The organism is Actinoplanes sp. NPDC049265 (assembly GCF_043197135.1).
Classification (GTDB): Bacteria; Actinomycetota; Actinomycetes; order Mycobacteriales; family Micromonosporaceae; genus Actinoplanes.
The window spans coordinates 44,515-61,445 of the sequence record NZ_JBICSP010000030.1; the positions used below are offsets into that span (position 1 = coordinate 44,515).

Annotated in this window: 12 protein-coding genes; 5 read left to right on the forward strand and 7 right to left on the reverse strand. The window is 71.2% G+C overall.

Annotation, left to right across the window (positions count from 1 at the left end; translation table 11 throughout):
• Positions 1-40: 40 nt before the first annotated feature.
• From ACGFIO_RS41030 to ACGFIO_RS41040, 3 genes are all read right to left on the reverse strand, one after another.
• A complete protein-coding gene (locus tag ACGFIO_RS41030) occupies positions 41-2,251 on the reverse strand; it encodes a hypothetical protein (protein ID WP_392835854.1) in 2,211 nt (736 codons plus the stop codon).
• A 214-nt stretch (positions 2,252-2,465) separates the two neighbouring features.
• On the reverse strand, positions 2,466-3,302 hold the full coding sequence (locus tag ACGFIO_RS41035; protein ID WP_392835857.1) for a hypothetical protein: 837 nt from the start codon (positions 3,300-3,302) through the stop codon (positions 2,466-2,468).
• 148 nt (positions 3,303-3,450) lie between these two features.
• A complete protein-coding gene (locus tag ACGFIO_RS41040; protein WP_392835859.1) occupies positions 3,451-4,590 on the reverse strand; it encodes an acyl-CoA dehydrogenase family protein in 1,140 nt (379 codons plus the stop codon).
• Positions 4,591-4,784: 194 nt separating this feature from the next.
• On the opposite strand from ACGFIO_RS41040, the gene ACGFIO_RS41045 reads away from it, so the two are divergent.
• Genes ACGFIO_RS41045 through ACGFIO_RS41065 form a run of 5 tightly spaced genes read left to right on the forward strand, consistent with a single transcriptional unit; the run spans position 4,785 to position 8,839 of the window.
• Entirely contained in the window at positions 4,785-5,333 is a 549-nt protein-coding gene (locus ACGFIO_RS41045; protein WP_392835861.1) for an RNA polymerase sigma factor, read from the forward strand.
• Positions 5,330-6,187 (forward strand): hypothetical protein, encoded by an 858-nt coding sequence (locus ACGFIO_RS41050; protein WP_392835864.1) that lies wholly within the window; start codon positions 5,330-5,332, stop codon positions 6,185-6,187. Before ACGFIO_RS41045 ends, ACGFIO_RS41050 begins: the two co-directional genes overlap by 4 nt.
• Positions 6,184-6,972: an ABC transporter ATP-binding protein gene (locus ACGFIO_RS41055; protein WP_392835865.1), complete on the forward strand. Its 789-nt coding sequence runs from the start codon at positions 6,184-6,186 to the stop codon at positions 6,970-6,972. Before ACGFIO_RS41050 ends, ACGFIO_RS41055 begins: the two co-directional genes overlap by 4 nt.
• The gene (locus ACGFIO_RS41060) at positions 6,972-8,234 is read left to right on the forward strand and encodes a hypothetical protein (protein WP_392835868.1); all 1,263 of its coding nucleotides are present in this window, start codon (positions 6,972-6,974) and stop codon (positions 8,232-8,234) included. The genes ACGFIO_RS41055 and ACGFIO_RS41060 overlap by 1 nt, the downstream gene beginning before the upstream one ends.
• Complete coding sequence (locus ACGFIO_RS41065) at positions 8,231-8,839, forward strand: hypothetical protein (protein ID WP_392835870.1); 609 nt, start codon at positions 8,231-8,233, stop codon at positions 8,837-8,839. The genes ACGFIO_RS41060 and ACGFIO_RS41065 overlap by 4 nt, the downstream gene beginning before the upstream one ends.
• A gap of 103 nt (positions 8,840-8,942) precedes the next feature.
• Here ACGFIO_RS41065 and ACGFIO_RS41070 read toward each other — a convergent pair whose 3' ends face one another.
• From ACGFIO_RS41070 to pepN, 4 genes are all read right to left on the reverse strand, one after another.
• Complete coding sequence (locus tag ACGFIO_RS41070) at positions 8,943-9,617, reverse strand: alpha/beta hydrolase (protein ID WP_392835872.1); 675 nt, start codon at positions 9,615-9,617, stop codon at positions 8,943-8,945.
• Between the two features lie 54 nt (positions 9,618-9,671).
• Positions 9,672-13,211, reverse strand: a complete 3,540-nt coding sequence (locus ACGFIO_RS41075; RefSeq protein WP_392835875.1) for an indolepyruvate ferredoxin oxidoreductase family protein — start codon at positions 13,209-13,211, stop codon at positions 9,672-9,674.
• A gap of 13 nt (positions 13,212-13,224) precedes the next feature.
• Positions 13,225-14,268 carry a Glu/Leu/Phe/Val dehydrogenase dimerization domain-containing protein gene (locus ACGFIO_RS41080; RefSeq protein WP_392835876.1) on the reverse strand — a complete coding sequence of 348 codons (1,044 nt, stop codon included), beginning with the start codon at positions 14,266-14,268 and terminating at the stop codon, positions 13,225-13,227.
• Between the two features lie 67 nt (positions 14,269-14,335).
• Positions 14,336-16,840 carry an aminopeptidase N gene (gene pepN / locus ACGFIO_RS41085; protein ID WP_392835878.1) on the reverse strand — a complete coding sequence of 835 codons (2,505 nt, stop codon included), beginning with the start codon at positions 16,838-16,840 and terminating at the stop codon, positions 14,336-14,338.
• Positions 16,841-16,931 lie beyond the last annotated feature (91 nt).

Below are 16,931 nucleotides of genomic sequence, written 5' to 3' on the forward strand. Positions count from 1 at the left end.
GTACTCCTACAGGTGTTGTCGTGGTGCGGAAATCCGGTTCTCAGTGGCAGGTGGCCAGTTCCTCGAGGAGGAACTTCAGGTCACTCTCGGCGGGCCCCGAAGCGAACCGCGGCACGTCATGCTTGATTAGGTAGTGCCAGGCGACCCGGTCCAGGCCGGGCAGACAGTCGATGGCCTTGATCAGGTCGTGCGGTGCGCCACTGCGGGGCCAGTGGACCGGGTCGATGGTCCCCAAGAGCGCCTCGGCTACCGAGGCGTGCGCACGATAGATCTCGGGTGAGGCTGGCTTGCGGGCGGCGCGCTCCGCTTCCAGTTCCCCCTTACCGGCCAGCACGTCGAGAACGGTGTCGGGCCGGAGCCCGGTCACGCCCTGATCAAGCATGGCCAGGATCAGCTGACGCAACCAGAGAAGGCCGTCCTGAACGGCACCGGCCGAGCCCGGCACGGTCCGGTTGGCCAGGTATCCGAACAGCAGCGATTCATCCGCCGGCGCCGTGTGCGGCACCGCTTCGGCCACAAGCGAGGGATCGGTTGGAGCGATCGGCGCTGCGGTGGGGTCGTTGACCGCCCGGGACGCCGTGTTCAGTACGGCGCCAAATGCCCTCAGAGCGCGGTGCGGTACGAAGAACGGGTGGTCTTTGTGCATGACGCCGTCAGGGCCGGCCGTCGTGGCGCGCGCATGGTCCTGATCGATCAGCGCTTGGACGGCCGCCAGCGACTCGGGCGTCAGCAGTTCAGCCTTGTTCTCCTGAAAGTACCGCTCGGCGTCGGTCCAGCTGGACGACCCGAGGAATTCCCGGACAACCTGTGGTGCTGGCACCGTCAGCGCCCGGGAGGCCAGTTCACCGGCGCGGCCGAGTGCGCCGGTGGAAAGCATGGAGTAGCTCTCCGGCTGGCCCTCGCCGTGCACCTCCCAACCGGCGAGACTGCCCAGCCGGTCGGTGCTGGGCAGGATGACGACGCCGTCGTACTGGTTCTTGACCATCCACATCAGGTCGTCGTTGTGTTCGGTCGCCACCACGACCGGGGGCGCGACGAAACGCTTGAGCGACTCGTTCAGCGCGGTCTTCAATGTTCCGTCCAAGATGGAAAAACCCTGCGACCGCCGTCCACGCCGCACGTCCACGGCGATGACCGGTCCACCGTAGTCGCTGACGGCATCCAGGATCTGCTGGCGGATGGTGTTGCGAGCGACCTGCGGCCAGGCACCGACCAGGAGCGACTGCGCCGGTGACTGGGCCTGTACCGACGCGAGCGACGGGATGTCGGCGGCCGCTTCGATGACCGGCAGGTATGGAGCGCCATGCTCGTTGACCAGCAGCGCCGTGGAATTCTGCCGCTCGAGGATCGCGGTGTGTTCGTCGATGGCGCCGTCCGGGTTGGCGGGTAACAGCTCCCCATGGTTCAGGGGATCCGACCAGTACATCTGTCCGTCATCGGGATTGCGGACGAGATGGAAGGCGCGCGGGCGTGCGTCGCCGTCCGCCCAGCCGCTGACCAATGCCGCGCTGGCACGTCCGGACTCGACCTCGGACCACACCACGTCGGAGCCCAGCGGCGCGAGCGGGTGCTGGAGAAGTTCCTGGAGCCTGGGCAACGACACGGGCCGCGGCGACTCCAGAAGTGCCCCGAACTCGCCACCGGGCATGGTGTCGAAGAGCGCGAAGTGAGCGCCGGCCACCAGGGAAAAGTCACCCTGCGAGGAGTCGAGGGACGGGCGAGTGCCGGACAGCCAGTTCCGCAGCCGCTCGACCGAGGCCGGCGCCGGGGACACTTCCAGATCGCTGAGGGCGGCCCGCTGCGCCGCCTTTCCCGGCGGCATGAGCCGGTACGCCTCCGGTAACGCGCCCGCCGGGGCCTGCAGAGCATTGGTGTCGAACGTGAGGAGTCGCTCCTCCGGCAGCACACCCGACCCGACTGCGTCGAGCGGCGCGTGCACATCCACCTTCAGGTGTCTCTGTGCATCCAGCAACTTTCCCGGGTCGGTGATCAGCGTTGCGGTATCCGGGTCGATCAGGGCGACGACCACGTCCACGCCCTTGTCGACGAGGTTGCGCAGATATTCGCTCACCCCGGCGCCGGGGCTCTGGCCAACCTCCAGGAAGACCGTGACGTCACCGGAAGTCACCGTTTTGCCGATCAGGTCGGTCAGGCGCGTGTCCAGTGCCGCCGCGGTCGAGCCGGTCCGCAACAGCACCTGGCCCGGGCCGGTCACGTTGAGAAACTCAAGACAGTCCTCGAGCACGGCCATGCCGTCTCCTTCTGCTGCTGCTACCGACCGAGCACCTAGACCACCCGATCAACGACATTCCGTGCGACCGCGTTGGCTCCTCGCAGCCATAACGGCACAGTTCCACGCGACCGGACTCGTTCGCGAGATCCCTGAAGGGGGAGACACGGACGGTCTCCCTTGGGCCGCCTCGGCGTCCCCCAACGGATCGAGGCCGGTCGTATGTCGTGGCCGGCTACCCGACGCCGTCCGCCGCAACCGGTTCGAGGTGGCTCGGCAGGAACAGGCACGCCAGCGCGCGGTGCAGCCCGACCGCGTCCGCCTCGGCCGCCACGAAGCTTGCCTCCCGGGCGTGCGCGAGTAGTTCCTGGTCGGGCGCGAGGCCGTGTTCGCGAAGGTAGTAGGCCACGGTGTCGGTCCAGACCCACACACCGTCGGTGCGGAAGTTCATCGGCACGACAGCGCCGCGTTGCGGGTCCATGACGTCGATTTGCAGCTGCGGCGTCGTCACCAGCATGTGACCGCTGTCGAGAAAGTTGAGCGCGGCGTCTCGCTCGTATCCGTCCAGCTTCGGGTGTTGATCCTGGAAGTACGGCCCGGTGTCCGGGTCGACTCCGTCGAACACCCGCGCCACCGATATCGGCTCGCCGCCGTCGAGCGCCCACACCAACACCGAGGAGCCGATCGCCGCTCGGGCAGCCGGGGAAACCGGATCGCCGGTCGCCATGCCGAGGATGAGGGTGCTGTCGGGCCCGGCCTCGGCCAGCGCCGCGCGCAAGGTCGCGCCGGCCACTTCCGGGTCGGCCGCCTCCAGCACGTAGACGCGAGTCCACGCGGCGCCACTCGCCTCATCGGTGTCGGCGGCGACACGCCAGGAACGCCAGAGTGCCGACACATCCGGGCTCGTGAGCACAGCCGCCAGCGCGGCTTCGTCGTAGTCGTCAGCGGTGGCTGCCCACAACTGCCCGGCCGCGGCGGTGAGGTCGAGCACCGGCGGCATCACCTCACCGAGGGCGGGCACATCCGTTCGTAAAGCACGATAGGTGTATAGGTCCTCGTCGACGCGATCCATACTTCCTGTCCCCCGGGTTCCGCTGATTGGGTGTCCTGCATCATCGCGTGCGCCTCAGACCGGAAGCCACCCCTGCGATTGGGGGACAGAGGCGCCGTGTCGAGGACACAGTGCTGTTGAAGGTCCATCGATTCGGCCGGGCGAGCGGTCAGAGCAGCGGCATCGCGGGGGCTCCGGCGTCGAACCTGACCCGTCCGTAGTCCTCCGCGGTGATGTAGGGGCTGAACTGGGCGTGGCGGGTGGCCACCGAGACGTCGCGCCAGAGTCGCTGGATCGGGTTGCTCTGCGCGAACGCGCTCGCGCCGTGCAGGTCCAGCAGGAGGTCCATCGCCTGCCGGCACTCGCGGGCCGCCGTGATCAGGCTCAGTCGTGCCGTGGAACGCTCACGCACCGGCCAGGCGCCCCGCGGGCCCTCGGCGTCCAGGGTCGCGGCCAGGGTCAGGCAGCGCTGCAGGGCGGTGTCGGCGAGCTGGGTGGCCTCGGTGAACCAGTGCCGGGCGAGCGGTGAGTCGACAATGCGCTCGTACGTCGTACCGAAGGGTGCCTTGCCGTTGTTCAGCAGGGCCTCGACCTGATCGCGGGCGGCCAGGGTCGCTCCGAGCGAAGCGCCGAGGGTGTAGAGCATCTCGTGCAGCAGGCCCGCCGGCGAGGGCTCGGGTTTGCCGGCGACCGGCGCGAACGACACCACGTTGGCGGCGGGTACGAACACCTGATCGGCGAGAAGCGCGTGACTTCCGCTGCCGGCCATCCCGGCCACCCGCCAGGTGCGCTCGACGGTGAAATCCTTGATCCGGGCGAGGATGGCAACGACCCCTTCGGCGCTCTCCGGCACCGGCACCAGCAGGATCCCCAGCGACGCGTCCTCGCAGCCCGACACCACCGGCCAGTGACCGTTCACCCGCAGGCCGCCGGGCACCATCGCGCCTCGGACGGCGCCGGTGTTCCCCGACTCGCAGACGATCGCGTCCGGGTCGGCGAACAGTTCCGCGGTGGCCGCCCCGGACAGCAGGTCGGGCAGCATCAGCTTCTGGGCGGTGGACAGGGCGACGACCCAGGCGGTCGAGGGGCAGCCCTGCCCGAGTTCCACTATCGCGCACAGGGTCGTGAGCGCCGAGGCCCCGGACCCGCCGGCGTCCCGGGGCACGGTCAGTCGCAACAGGCCCGCTTCGCGTACCGCCGCCAGGCTCGGCGCCGCGGGCCGCAGGCCTTCTTCCGTCGCGGCGGCGTTCCTTCGCAGTTCGGCCGCCGCCTCCCGCGCGCGCAGGACCACCGATTCGTCGCAGGCCACGTCACTCCTTCTCGGGTCGCCGCGGCCGGGCCGCGTCTCCGGTCGATTCGGTACGGCGAAAAGGTAGCCGTGGTCGGCCTCCTCGACCGGCCGGAGAGACCGTTCGTACCGCCGGATGTGTACCGCACGGCCGCAATCGGAGAAGGGTTCCGGGCGGCCCGAACCACCGGCTTCGCAGCCGCGTCAGTGAGGGTGTGAGGACCTTGCCGGAGCCGGACGACGAAGCGTTGCTGCGTCGCGTCGCCCGTGGGGACGGCGGTGCGATGGGGATCCTGCACGAGCGGCTCGCACCGATGTTGCTGCTGCGACTGCGAGCCCGTTGCAACGACGAGGAACTGATCCGGGACGTGTTGCAGGAGAGCTTCATCGCCGCGTGGCAGGCGGCGGCGCAGTGGGACGGGCGCGGCGCGGTGGCCGGCTGGCTGTGGACGATCACGGCCCGTCGGCTGGTGGACGCGTATCGCCGGCGAGCCGTACGCGACGCGGCGGCCGACCGGAACGCCGCCACCACCACCGACGAGACCGCCCCGTCGGCCGAGTCCGTGGTGCTCGACGGTGTGCTCGACGAACGGCTCGCGATGGCGATCCGCGGGCTGTCACCGGAGTTGCGGGCGGTGTTGCGGGCCACCGTACTGGACGGGCTGAGCACCCGGGAGGCGTCCGTGCTGCTCGGTGTTCCGGAAGGAACCGTCAAGGCAAGGGCGTTCCGGGCCCGATCGGCGCTGAAGCAGGGACTGACATGACAACTGAGCCGTCGTGGCACGCCGCACCGCCGGTGCTCGCCGCCTACGCGCAAGGCCGGGCCGACATCGCCGAGGCGTGGTCGCTGGAAGCGCATCTGATCGACTGTTCTTCGTGCCGGCAGCAACTCGCGGCGCACCTCGGGCCGTTCGACGACGCGCTGCTCACCGAGCAACGGGAGCGTCTTCTCCAGGAACTGCCGGCTCGGGTGCCGGGCTACCGGCGCGCCGCTCTGCGGTGGTTGCGGTGGGTGCTGCGCCCGGGGCCGCTGGCCGCGGTGGCCGTGACGGTCGCCGTCGTCGCTCTTCTCGACGCGCTGACCATGGGTGGCGGCACGCAGGGGGGCCTGGTGTGGCTGCTCGCCCCGGCCATCCCGGTCGCCGGGGTCGCCCTGGTGTCGGTCAGCGAGGACGACCCGTGCCGCGAGGCCGTGCTGGCCGCGCCCGACGCCCTACTGCGGCTGACCCTGTGGCGTTCGCTGGCACTGCTCGCGGTGGCGATCCCGGTGGCCGCCGGGCTGAGCCTGGTCCGCGCCGCGGTCGGCGGGAACGCGGGCTGGTCCGATGCCTGGCTGCTGCCGTCGGTGGCGTTGACGGCGTCGGCGCTGGCTCTCGGCGCGGTCATCGGCGTGCAACGGGCGGCCCGCGCCGTCGCGTTGCTGTGGTGCGCGGCCGCGCTCGCGCCGGCGCTGGTGCGTACCGGAGGCGCGGTCGTGTCCGCACTTCGCCTGGCCGCCGAGGCGCCCGCTCTGCTCAGCGGCACGGCCCAGGTGGTGTGGGCGGTTGTCACGGTGATCGCCGTCGCCGCGATCGCCGTGCTCCGCGACCGATTCGAACAGCTCGGAGGTGCCCGATGACGACCACGGTTTCGCTGACCGGGGTGACCGTACGCTTCGAACGTCGCCGAAGCATACGGACCGCGCTCGACAACCTGAGTCTCGACCTGGGCACCGGCGTCCACGGTCTGCTCGGACCCAACGGTGCCGGGAAGACCACGCTGATGCGGGTTCTCGCCACCGTGCTGCCGGCCGGCAGCGGCAGTGTCCGGTTGCTCGGCCGCGATCCCGGAAACGGCCGGCAACGCCGGGACATCCGGCGACACCTGGGCTATCTGCCCCAGACCTTCGGCTCGTACCCGCGTTTCACCGTGCGCGAGTTCGTCGAGTATTTCGCCTGGCTCAAGGAGGTGCCGGCCGGCCGTACCCCGGCGGTGGTGACCCGGACCATCGAGCGGGTCGGCCTCACCGACCGCGCCGACACCCGGATGAAGTCGCTCTCGGGCGGCATGCTGCGCCGCGCGGGGCTCGCTCAGGCACTCGTCAACGAGCCCGACGTATTGCTGCTGGACGAGCCGACGGCCGGACTCGATCCCGAGCAACGCGTCTCGTTCCGGCGGCTGGTGCGCGAGCTCGGCGCGTACACCACCGTTCTGATCAGTACGCACATCGTCGAGGACGTCGCCTCGGTCTGCGACGAGGTGATACTCATGCGTGACGGCGTCATTGTGCGACGGGGCGTCCCGGACGACCTCGAACGTCTGGGTGCCCGGGCCGCCGGCGGCGACGACGGAACCTCCGCGTTGGAACGGGGCTACACCGCCGCCCTGTACGGCACGACCACGCCGGTCGGGCGGTGGCGATGATGACCGGGCCGGTCGGGCTGGAACTGCGGCGCGGCACGGGTCTGCTGCTGGCCGCCGGGATCGCGGTCACCGGCGTCGTGCTGGTGCTGGTGAGCCTGGTCGGCCCGGGCAGCCGGCTGCAGTGGTCGGTGAGCGGCCCCGGACTGGTGCCCTGGTTGAATTCCGTCGCGTTGCTGCTCGGGCCGATGGCCGGTGCGGCCGGTGCCTGGTCGGGCAGCCGGGAACGCCGGTTGCGAGTCGACGAGCTGGTCGCACCGGTATCGCGGCCACGCTGGCAGCGCGACGTCGCCAGTTTCGGCGCAATGTCGGTGGCCGTCGGCGCGGGTCTGCTGATCGTCGTCGCGGCCACCTTCGCCACTGTCGCCGGCGCCGTCACCTATTCCGGTGGCCGGTGGCCCTTGTCGATGCTGCTGGTGGCGCTCGGCTACCTCGCCTGGCTCGCGGCCGGGGTCGCGGCGGGCCGGCTGTTCCCGTACCGCTGGACTGCTCCGGCGATCGGCCTGCTCTGCTACCTCGTCGGCGGATTGCCCACCTACCTGCACACGGCGGCCGGGCAGCTGGCGCCGGTCGGCAACCTGCCCGGAGCCGACGGCTGGCAGCTGCGTCCGGGCGTCGCCGCCCTCGGCGCCGGCTGGCTTCTGGCGCTCACCGTGACCGCCCTGACCGCCGGGGCGGCCGACCGCCGCCGGTGGGCGGCGTTGCCCGCCACGGTGGCCATCGCGGCCGCCGTCGCCCTGCTCGCGCTACCCGTGCGGTGGACGGGAAAGTTCAACACCGCGGCGTGGGTCGTGGGCGATCCCCGTGCGAACGAGCGCGTGTGCAGCACGGACACCCCCAGGGTCTGCGTACGCCGGGTGCACGCCAATCTGCTGCCCGAGGTCACCGCCGTCACCCGTGCGGCGCTGGCGCCGGTGCGCGGCTACACGTTCATCGAGGAGGACCCGACCACACCGCCGGGCGTACGGCCGGCCGTGGCGCCCGGCGAACTGGTCGTCATCCCGAATCTCCAGGGGCGGACGCAGCCGTTCACGGGTGCCTTGCGTGACCCGGGCGAACTGACCCGGACCAGCCAGGACTGGGCGGTGTCGGCCTGGTGTCCCCAGCTGTCGGCGGCCGGGGACCGGGCCTACACCACGGCTCGGGAGCTGGTCAGCGGGCGGTCCGTGCCGGGGGTACGCGACCCGGCCGGCTGGCTGCGGGACTACCTGGCCGCCGCCCGGTTGTGCGACACCACGGCCTTCGAACGGCTCGCCGGCTCATGACCGGGTTCCGCCGCTACCTGACCGCCCGCGGGGTGTGGCCGGCCGCGGCCGTCCTGGCCACCGTGATCGCGGCCGGCGCGGCCGTCCACCGGGGCGGCCTCGACGGTCCCCTCACCGATTGGTGGGTGCCGGTCGTGACCCTGGTCCCGCTGGTCGTGATGGTGTCGGTGCTGCCGACCCTGGCCGGCGCCGACCCGGCCCTGGAAAGTTCGACCCCCCGGCTCCGTCCGCGCTGGCGCCTCACCCATGCGGCGATCGCCGCCGTCCTGTCCGCGGCCGTTCTGGCGCCGGCCGGCGTGCTCGCGCTGGGCGCGCCCAACGGATCGGCGTTGGTACGCAACAGTCTCGGCGTTCTCGGGCTGGCGCTGCTGGCCGGCACGGTGTTGCCGATCCAGGCCGCCTGGGCGCCGCCCATGGGCTACCTCCTGGCGGTCCTGGCCGGCGCGCCGCACGATCCCGGCGGCGTCGCCGCCTGGTGGGCCTGGCCCACCCAGCCCGGCGGGACGGGTGTCTCCTGGTTGGTGGCGGGAGTCCTGCTGGCCGGCGGCCTCATCGGGTACGCCGGCCGGGGCCCCGTTCCCACACGGCCCGCCGGTCAGGACTGAGCACCCGAGACGCCGTGATCCGTCAGACGCCCCGCCGGCGGCCGATCAGCTCCGCCACGTCGTCGGCGCGGCTCAGACTGAGCACCCGAGACGCCGTGATCCGTCAGACGCCCCGCCGGCGGCCGATCAGCTCCGCCACGTCGTCGGCGCGGCTCAGGTAGGCCGAATGACCGGTCGGCCACGTCTCCGCCGTGGAACAGCGTGCCGCGAACGCCGCCACGAGTTCCGGAACGATGGCTTGATCGTGGCCGGCGGCCAGGTAGTGCGACGGGGTGTCACGCCAGGCGGCCTGCTCCGGAGTGGCGGCGAAGATCGACGGGGGCTCCGGGCGTAGCAGCTCGATCGCCCGGGTGGCGGTAGCCTCGTCGCAGTCGGCGTAAAGCCCGGCGCGGGCCGCCTCCGGGTCGAGCCGGACCCGGCCGTCGGCGTCGGCGGTGACGGCCAGCGGAGCACCGGCCCGCCCGGTCCGGCGCTGCACGTCGACGATCAGGCCCTGCGGTGACTCGCCGACGTCGAGCACCCAGCCGGCCAGGAAGAGCATCGAGGCCGCGCCACGCACGGTCCCCGCGGTGATGCCGCCGTTGGAATGGGCGACGAGCAACGGCGGCCGAACCGAAGAGTCCACCATGGACTGGACTAGGTCGTGGCTGTCGGGCAGGGACAGCCCACCGAGGTCGGGGATCGCGACGGACAGGCCGTCGCGGTTGAGCCGGTCGGCCAGCGCGCGGAAATGCTCGGGCTGGTGCCAGGCGCCGTGGCACACGATCACGTCGGTCATGATCGGATCCTAGGCGGTGAGGACAAGCGGGTGGCGGCCGGATCCCTTGTGCTGTCAGGCATCTAGGGCCGACCCGGCCAGCTCGACCCGGCTCAGTTCGAGGGCACGGTGGTACTTCGCCACGTTGCCCAGCTTCACTTCCTCGTAGCCTCGAACGAGGTCGGGCAGATCGGCGATCGCGGCGACCAGGTCGGCGGTGCCGGGCCCCAGCGCCGCGAGCGATTCGTCGATCACGTCGCGGTACTCGGCGACCAGGCCTCGTTCGATCTTGCGGACCTTGGCCCGGCCGAAGACGTCCCACGGCGTGCCGCGTGTGTGTCGCAGGGCGACGAGCAGCCCGAACACGGGCCGGAACCAGGCACCGAGGCTGATCTTGCGATGCATCCCGAGCGTTCGCAGGATCGGCGGGTGGAGGCGATAGACGACTTTGGCCGTCGTACCGAAGCGGGCCGTGACCGCGTCCCGCAGAGCCGGATCGAGCGAGAGCCTCGCGACCTCGTACTCGTCCTTGTAGGCCATCAGCTTGTACAGCTGCCGCGCCACGGCTTCGGTGACCGCTGTGGATCCGGGCACGCGCTCGGCTTCCACCCGCCGCACCTTGGCCACGAACTCGGCGTAGCCTCTGGCGTAGCGCAGGTTCTGGTAGGCGACGAGGTCGGGAACGCGGATGCCGGCCAGCCGGGACAGCTCGGAGCCGGGTTCCGCGCCGACGATGTCCAGCAGCTCCCGTACCCCCGGTGTGATCGGTGCCGTCGCGGGTGCCGTCGCGCCCGCGATCTCGCCGGGCGATCCCGCGGCCGCGTGGAAGGCCGGTGGATCGCTCACGAGTTGCCGTCCCCGCCGGAAGGCCTGGATGTTCCGGCCGGCCTGGACGCCGTTGAGTTCGATGGCCTGTTCGATGGCCTCGGCCGGTATCGGCAGGGCGCCGGCCTGGTAGGCGGCTCCGACCAGGATCAGGTTGGCGAACTGGTCCTGGCCGAACAGGGCGATCGAGGCGGCCCGGGCGTCCAGGAAGTGGGCGCGTTCCGCGCTGGTGTGCTCGCGGATGAGACCGATCAGGGCGGTACGGTCGGGGAACCGCCGGGTGACGTCGACGACCATACCGCCGGTTGGCACGGCGGTGGTCGAGACGACGGCGACGGTCCGTCCGGGGTCCGCCGCCGTCAGATGGGCCGGGTCGGCCGCGACCAGCAGGTCCGCTCCGAGGTAGAGATCCACCTCGTCGGCGGCGGCCTTGTTCGCGCCGCGCATCGGCGTCCGGCTGAGTTTGATGTCCGAGACGACGGCCCCACCTTTCTGAGCGAGGCCGGTCTGGTCGAGCGACCGCACGTGCAGACCGGCCCGGGCGGCGGCGACACCGAGAATCTGAGAGACGGTGACGACGCCGGAACCGCCGATGCCGAGGATCCGGGTGGTGTGCTGACCGGTGGTGTCCAGCCCGGTCGCGTCCGGAGGCGCCGGAAAGGACGTGTCGTCCAGTTCGGCCGCGGTCCGGGCGACGGCCTGGACCGTGCCGGGGCGGACGGTGACGAACGACGGGCAGTCGCCCTTGAGGCAGGAGTAGTCCTTGTTGCACGAGGACTGGTCGATCCGCGTCTTGCGGCCGAACTCGGTGTCGACGGGTTGCACGGACAGGCAGTTGGACTTCTCACCGCAGTCGCCGCATCCCTCACAGACGCGCTCGTTGATCAGCACCCGTTCGGCCGGGTCGGGAGCGAGGCCGCGCTTGCGCTTGCGGCGCAACTCGGTCGCGCATTCCTGATCGTGGATGAGCATCGTCACGCCGCCGATGCCGGCCAGCCGCTCCTGCGCCTCCACGATCCGGTCGCGGTGCCAGACCTCGACCCCTCGGGGCAGGCCCCGGCGGCGGTACGACCTGGGGTCCTCGGTCGTGACGATGATCTTCTTGACGCCTTCCGCGGTCATCGCGCGGGCGAGTTCGGCCACGGTCAGCTGGCCGACCGCCTGCTGGCCGCCGGTCATGGCGACGGCCGAGTTGTACAGCAGCTTGTAGGTGATGTCGACGCCACCGGCCACGGCGGCCCGGACGGCCAGGCTGCCGGAGTGGTGAAAGGTGCCGTCGCCGATGTTCTGCAGCAGGTGCTTGCGTTTCAGGAAGGGCGACATGCCGAGCCACTGTGCGCCCTCGCCGCCCATCTGGGTCAGCCCGGTGACGTCGCCGACCAGGGTCGGCGGCATCAGCAGGGCCAGGGCGTGACAGCCGATGCCGGCGCCGACCAGCGAACCGGCCGGGGTGCGGACCGAGCTGTTGTGCGGGCAGCCCGAGCAGAAGTACGGCGTACGGACGGCCAGCGGCAGCAAGGTCCGACGAGCCGGCGCCGGGCGACCCTCCATCGGCAGATCCAGGCGGGCCCGCAGCCGGGTCGCCAGCGCCGCGAAGATCCGGTCCGGGCCGAGGTCGCCGTGCGCCGGGAACATCGGGCTGCCGTCCGCCGACACCTTGCCGGTCACCTGGGGTGCCGGGTTGCGGCCGAACAACAGGTCCTTGATCGCGGTCTCCAGGAACGGCCGCTTCTCCTCCACGACGATGACCTCGTCCAGCCCGTCCGCGAAAGCGGCGATCAGCTCCGGGTCCAGCGGGTGGATGACGCCCAGCTTGAGGAGCCGGATGCGCTGAGCCGCGAGGTCGTCGTCGGCCTCGAGCCCGAGCATCAGCAGCGCCTGCCGTACATCCGCATAGGACTTGCCGGCGGCCACGATCCCGACCCGGGCGCCGGCGGTGGCTCCGGCGACCGTGTTCAGCCCGTTGAGCCGGGCGTAGCGGCGGGCGAGTTCGAGGCGGGGGCCGTTCCGGCTCTCCTCCAGCGCGCTCAGGGTGGGGCCGGCCAGCTTGGCGGTGACGGTGTGCTCGAAGTCGCGGCCGCCGATCGCGAAGCTCGGCATCGCCCGGGTGAGCCGGTCGGGATCGACCCGGACGGTGCCGGAACCGTCGGCCACGTCGGTCACGATCTTCAGCGCGGTCCACAGGCCGCTGGCCCGGGACATCGCGACCGCGTGCAGGCCGTAATCCAGCACCTCCTGCGGATTCGCCGGGTACAGCGTCGGAACGCCCAGGTCGGCCAGCAACATCTCGGAGGCGCCGGGAACGGTGGACGACTTCGCGGTCGGGTCGTCACCCACGAACACGACAGCGCCACCGGCGCGGTGGGTGCCGCACAGGTTGGCGTGCCGCAGCGCGTCACAGGCCCGGTCCAGGCCGGGCGATTTTCCGTACCAGAAGCCGGTGACGCCCTCGACGCGTTTGTCGGTCATCGTGGAGGCCAGCTGGGTGCCCTGGACGGCGGTCGCCGCGAGTTCCTCGTTCACGGCGGGCCGGAAGATGATGTCGTGCTGGTCGAGCAGGGCCGCGTGCTTGGCCAGCTCGAGGTCGTAGCCGCCCAGCGGCGAGCCCTCGTAGCCGGACACGTACAGGGCCGAGTCGGCGCCCGCCCGCAGATCCGCGCGCCGCACGTCGAGGGCCAGGCGGACCAGCGCCTGGACGCCAGTCAGCTGGACCAGGCCGGAGTCCGCGAGGTACCGCTCGTCCAGCGTGCCCGGGCCCGGCCGGGCGTCTCCGGCACCAGGAGTGCTCATCATCGCCGTCCTTTCAGCGCGCTGATGCGGCCGCGATGCGATCCTCGGCGAGGGCGTTGGCGGCTGCCAGCGGCGTGATGCCCTCGTGTGTCGCGCGAGCGAAGACGTCCCGCAGCGTGTCCGCGATCCCCGTGACGGCGGCCATCGCGGTGTCGTGGTTCCGGCTGCCGACCTCCATCTCGTGGCCGTACAACACACCGCCCGCGTTGACCAGGAAGTCCGGGGCCCACAGGATGCCGCGCTGAGCCAGCAGCGCGGCGACGCCGTCGTCGGAGAGTTGATTGTTGGCCGGCCCGACCACCGCGCGGCACCGCAGGTCGCCGACCGTCGACGGTGTCAACGATCCGCCCAGCGCGGCCGGCACGAGCACGTCGGCCTCGATGGCCAGCGCCTGCTCGGGCTCGACCCAGGTCGCGCCGAGGGCCTCGGCCAGCTCTCGCTTTCCCCGGTCGACGTCGGTGACCACCAGCTTCGCCCCGGCCGCGCCGAGGCTGGTGGCCAGTCGTGAGCCGACCTGACCGAGGCCGACGACCCCGACCTGACGGCCGGCGAGGTCACGGGTCCCCCACACCTGCTCGGCGGTCACCAGGATCGCGTCGAAGACCCCGGCGGCGGTCGGCGCGGAAGGCTCACCGACCCCGCCCGCGGCCTGGGGCAGGCCGTAGGCGAACTCCGTCCGCTCCGCGATGGTCGCCATGTCCTGCGCCGTCGTGCCGACGTCCTCGGCGACCCCGTACGTGCCGCCCAACGACTCGACCACGTCGCCGAGGTCGTGCAGCAGGTCGCGGCGCAGACTCGGAGTCAGCTCGACCCGCGGGGGGACGGGCAGGACGCTCTTGCCACCGCCCCACGGCACCCCGGCCAGCGCACACTTGAGCGTCATGGCGTTCGACAGACGCAGCGCGTCCTCGAGGCCGGCGCGCCAGTCGTCGTAACGCCAGAGCCGGCAGCCGCCGACGGCCTGGCCGAGGGCGGTGGAGTGCACCGCGACGATCACCGGGAGGCCCGAACGGCGGCCGGTGGAGATGACGATCTTCTCGTGCCTGAGCTGTGCCACCGGACAAGTGTCGAAAAGGTGGCCGGGAACTTCGTTGGAGCTTTCTACGAAACCACGGCCGAGAAGTTCATCGTCCGGTGACCTGGCTTTCCCGTTCCCGGCAACGCAGCGCCCGGATCTGCTCGGCGCGGCTGTCCTCCAGGACTCGGCGCAGCGAGCCGGGGAGCGGCCGGCTGAGGGCCTGGTCGGTCCGCGCCAGCCCGTCGAGGGTCGCGTCCCATGTGGGCAGCAGCGCCCGGAGTTGCAGCGGCGCCGTGGCCGAGGCGTCGGCCCGAGCCGACCAGACGGTGCCGAGCGTGCCGTAGATGCCCGGGAGATACGGCCTGAGCAGGTCCGGCTGTTCGGCCAGATTGAACCCCTCGATGACAGCCATCCTCTCCTGATGGGACAGGCGGGTGTCGGCGGTGAGCAGCTGCCAGGCTTCGGCCTTGGCCGCCGGGTCGGGTCGCGAGGCCCGCGCGGTCAGGTGGTGGAGCCGTCCCTCGGTGGTGTCGTCCCGGGCCAGCTCGGCCGTGAGCTCGTCGTCGGTCATCCGGTCCAGCGCGGCCAGGCGCCGGACGATCGCCCAGCGCAGGCCGCTGTCGACGGCCAGCCCGGCCAGGTCCGGACGGCCGGCCAGCATCTGACGGAGCCGGTCGCTCTGCGACGTCGTCACGGCGTCGGCGATGAAGGCGGTCGCGAAGACGCGTTGCCGATCGGAGCCTGGCTCGGAGGTGCGGGCGAGTTCCAGCCAGCCGTCGCTGAGCCGGGCCAGCCGGTCGGCGACGAGGCTCTGCGCCCCCAGCAGTACGACGGCCGTACGCGCCTGTTGCAGCAACCGTTCCACCACGCCCAGGTCGGCTTCGGTCGCGACACCGCGCAGCACCAGAGCCAGGTAGTCCGCGGTCGGCACCTCGGCGTCGCGGGTCATGTCCCAGGCCGCGCCCCAGCAGACCGACCGGGCCAGGGTGTCGTCGAGGCGGTCGATCTGCCTGATCAGCTGGTGCCACGACCGGGGATCGAGCCGGACCTTGGCGTAGGTCAGGTCGGCGTCGTTGACCAGAACGATGTCGTCCGGACCGACCGGCGGTAGTCCGGGTACCGGGCTCGTGGACCCGGTCAGGTCGAGCGTCACCGACGCGGAATTCGCCAGCCTCCCGTCCCGCATGCGGTACACCGCGACTCCGATCCGATGCGGGCGGATCGGTTCCCCGGACTGTTCGAGGACCACCTCGTCGCCGGTGATGATGCCGCGCACCGTGTTGACGCCGGTGGTGTGCAGCCACGCCCGGCTCCAGTCGGTGAGGGACCGGCCGCTGCTGCGTTCCAGATGCCGCAGCAGGTCGGTGAACTCGGTGTTACCCCAGGCGTGATCGGTGAAGTACGTTCGCAGTCCGCGGAAGAACGCGTCCTCCCCCACCCACGCCACCAGTTGTCTCAGCACCGAGGCGCCCTTGGCGTAGGTGATGCCGTCGAAGTTGGCGGTCGCGGTGGCGATGTCCGGCGCGTCGGCGATCACCGGGTGGGTGGAGGGCAGTTGGTCCTCGGTACGGGCCATCGTCTTGGCGACGTCGCTGAAGTACGTCCACGCCTCGGTGAACTCGGTCGCCTCGACCAGTGCGTGCACCGAGGCGTAGGTAGCGAACGACTCGTTCAGCCACAGATCGTCCCACCAGCGCATGGTCACCAGGTTGCCGAACCACATGTGGGCCAGTTCGTGCAGCAGGATCTCCGCGCGGCGCATCGCCATGGTGCGGGTCACCTGCGAGCGGAAGAGAAGCCGTTCGGTGAGCAGGACGCACGCGACGTTCTCCATCGCCCCGGAGTTGAACTCGGGCACGAACACCTGGTCGTACTTGCCGAACGGGTACGGCTGGTCGAACAACACCCGGAAGTGGTCGAAGCCTTGCCGGGTGACGGTCAGCACCGCGTCCGCGTCGAGGTGGGCGGCCAGCGTCGCCCGGCAGTACACGTCCATCGGGATCGGGCCGTGTTCCGAGCGGACCCGCGCGAACGGCCCGGCCGCCAGCGCGTAGAGGTAGGTGCTGACCACCGCCGATCCGGGGAAGTCCCACCTCGTGACGTCGCCCTCGGCCGATGGCACGCCGGTCGTGGTCGAGACCACCAGCCAGGTGCTCGGGCATCGGACGGTCAGCGTCCACGAGGCCTTCAGGTCGGGTTGGTCGAAGCATGCGAAGACCCGGTGCGCCTCGAACGGCTCGAACTGGGTGTAGACGTAGACCTGCTCGTCGACCGGGTCGACGAATCGGTGCAGTCCCTCCCCGGTCGAGCTGTAGCGGCAGTCCGCCTCCACGGTGAGCACGTTGCGCCCGGCCAGGGCCGGCAGTGCGACGCGGAATCCGTCGAAGGCGGTGCCGGGGTCCAGGGCGACGCCGTTCAGTTCCACCGCCAGCACCCGATCGGCCACCAGGTCCACGAAGGTCTCGGCGCCGGCTTCCGCATCGAACCGCACAACTGTCGTGGACCGGAACACCTCGGGTCCGGTGGTGAGATCCAAGGCAACCTGGTACGCCACCCGGCCGACGGTTTGCGCGCGCAGCTGGGCTTCCGAACGGTGCAGGTCGTTGCTCATCGGATTCCCGCCGAGAAATCGACCTTTTCTGGTGTCAGCTCAGCCATCCGGCCAGTGTTCTGGGCGCGGGCCGGACGTCGCGTCGGAGATT

Excerpts from the sequence above, each read along its gene's own strand:
- ACGFIO_RS41030 (WP_392835854.1), bottom strand. The coding sequence starts at position 2,251 with ATGGCCGTGCTCGAGGACTGTCTTGAGTTTCTCAACGTGACCGGCCCG.
- ACGFIO_RS41035 (WP_392835857.1), bottom strand. The coding sequence starts at position 3,302 with ATGGATCGCGTCGACGAGGACCTATACACCTATCGTGCTTTACGAACG.
- ACGFIO_RS41050 (WP_392835864.1), top strand. The coding sequence starts at position 5,330 with ATGACAACTGAGCCGTCGTGGCACGCCGCACCGCCGGTGCTCGCCGCC.
- ACGFIO_RS41055 (WP_392835865.1), top strand. The coding sequence starts at position 6,184 with ATGACGACCACGGTTTCGCTGACCGGGGTGACCGTACGCTTCGAACGT.
- ACGFIO_RS41060 (WP_392835868.1), top strand. The coding sequence starts at position 6,972 with ATGACCGGGCCGGTCGGGCTGGAACTGCGGCGCGGCACGGGTCTGCTG.
- ACGFIO_RS41065 (WP_392835870.1), top strand. The coding sequence starts at position 8,231 with ATGACCGGGTTCCGCCGCTACCTGACCGCCCGCGGGGTGTGGCCGGCC.
- ACGFIO_RS41070 (WP_392835872.1), bottom strand. The coding sequence starts at position 9,617 with ATGACCGACGTGATCGTGTGCCACGGCGCCTGGCACCAGCCCGAGCAT.
- ACGFIO_RS41075 (WP_392835875.1), bottom strand. The coding sequence starts at position 13,211 with ATGAGCACTCCTGGTGCCGGAGACGCCCGGCCGGGCCCGGGCACGCTG.
- pepN (WP_392835878.1), bottom strand. The coding sequence starts at position 16,840 with ATGAGCAACGACCTGCACCGTTCGGAAGCCCAGCTGCGCGCGCAAACC.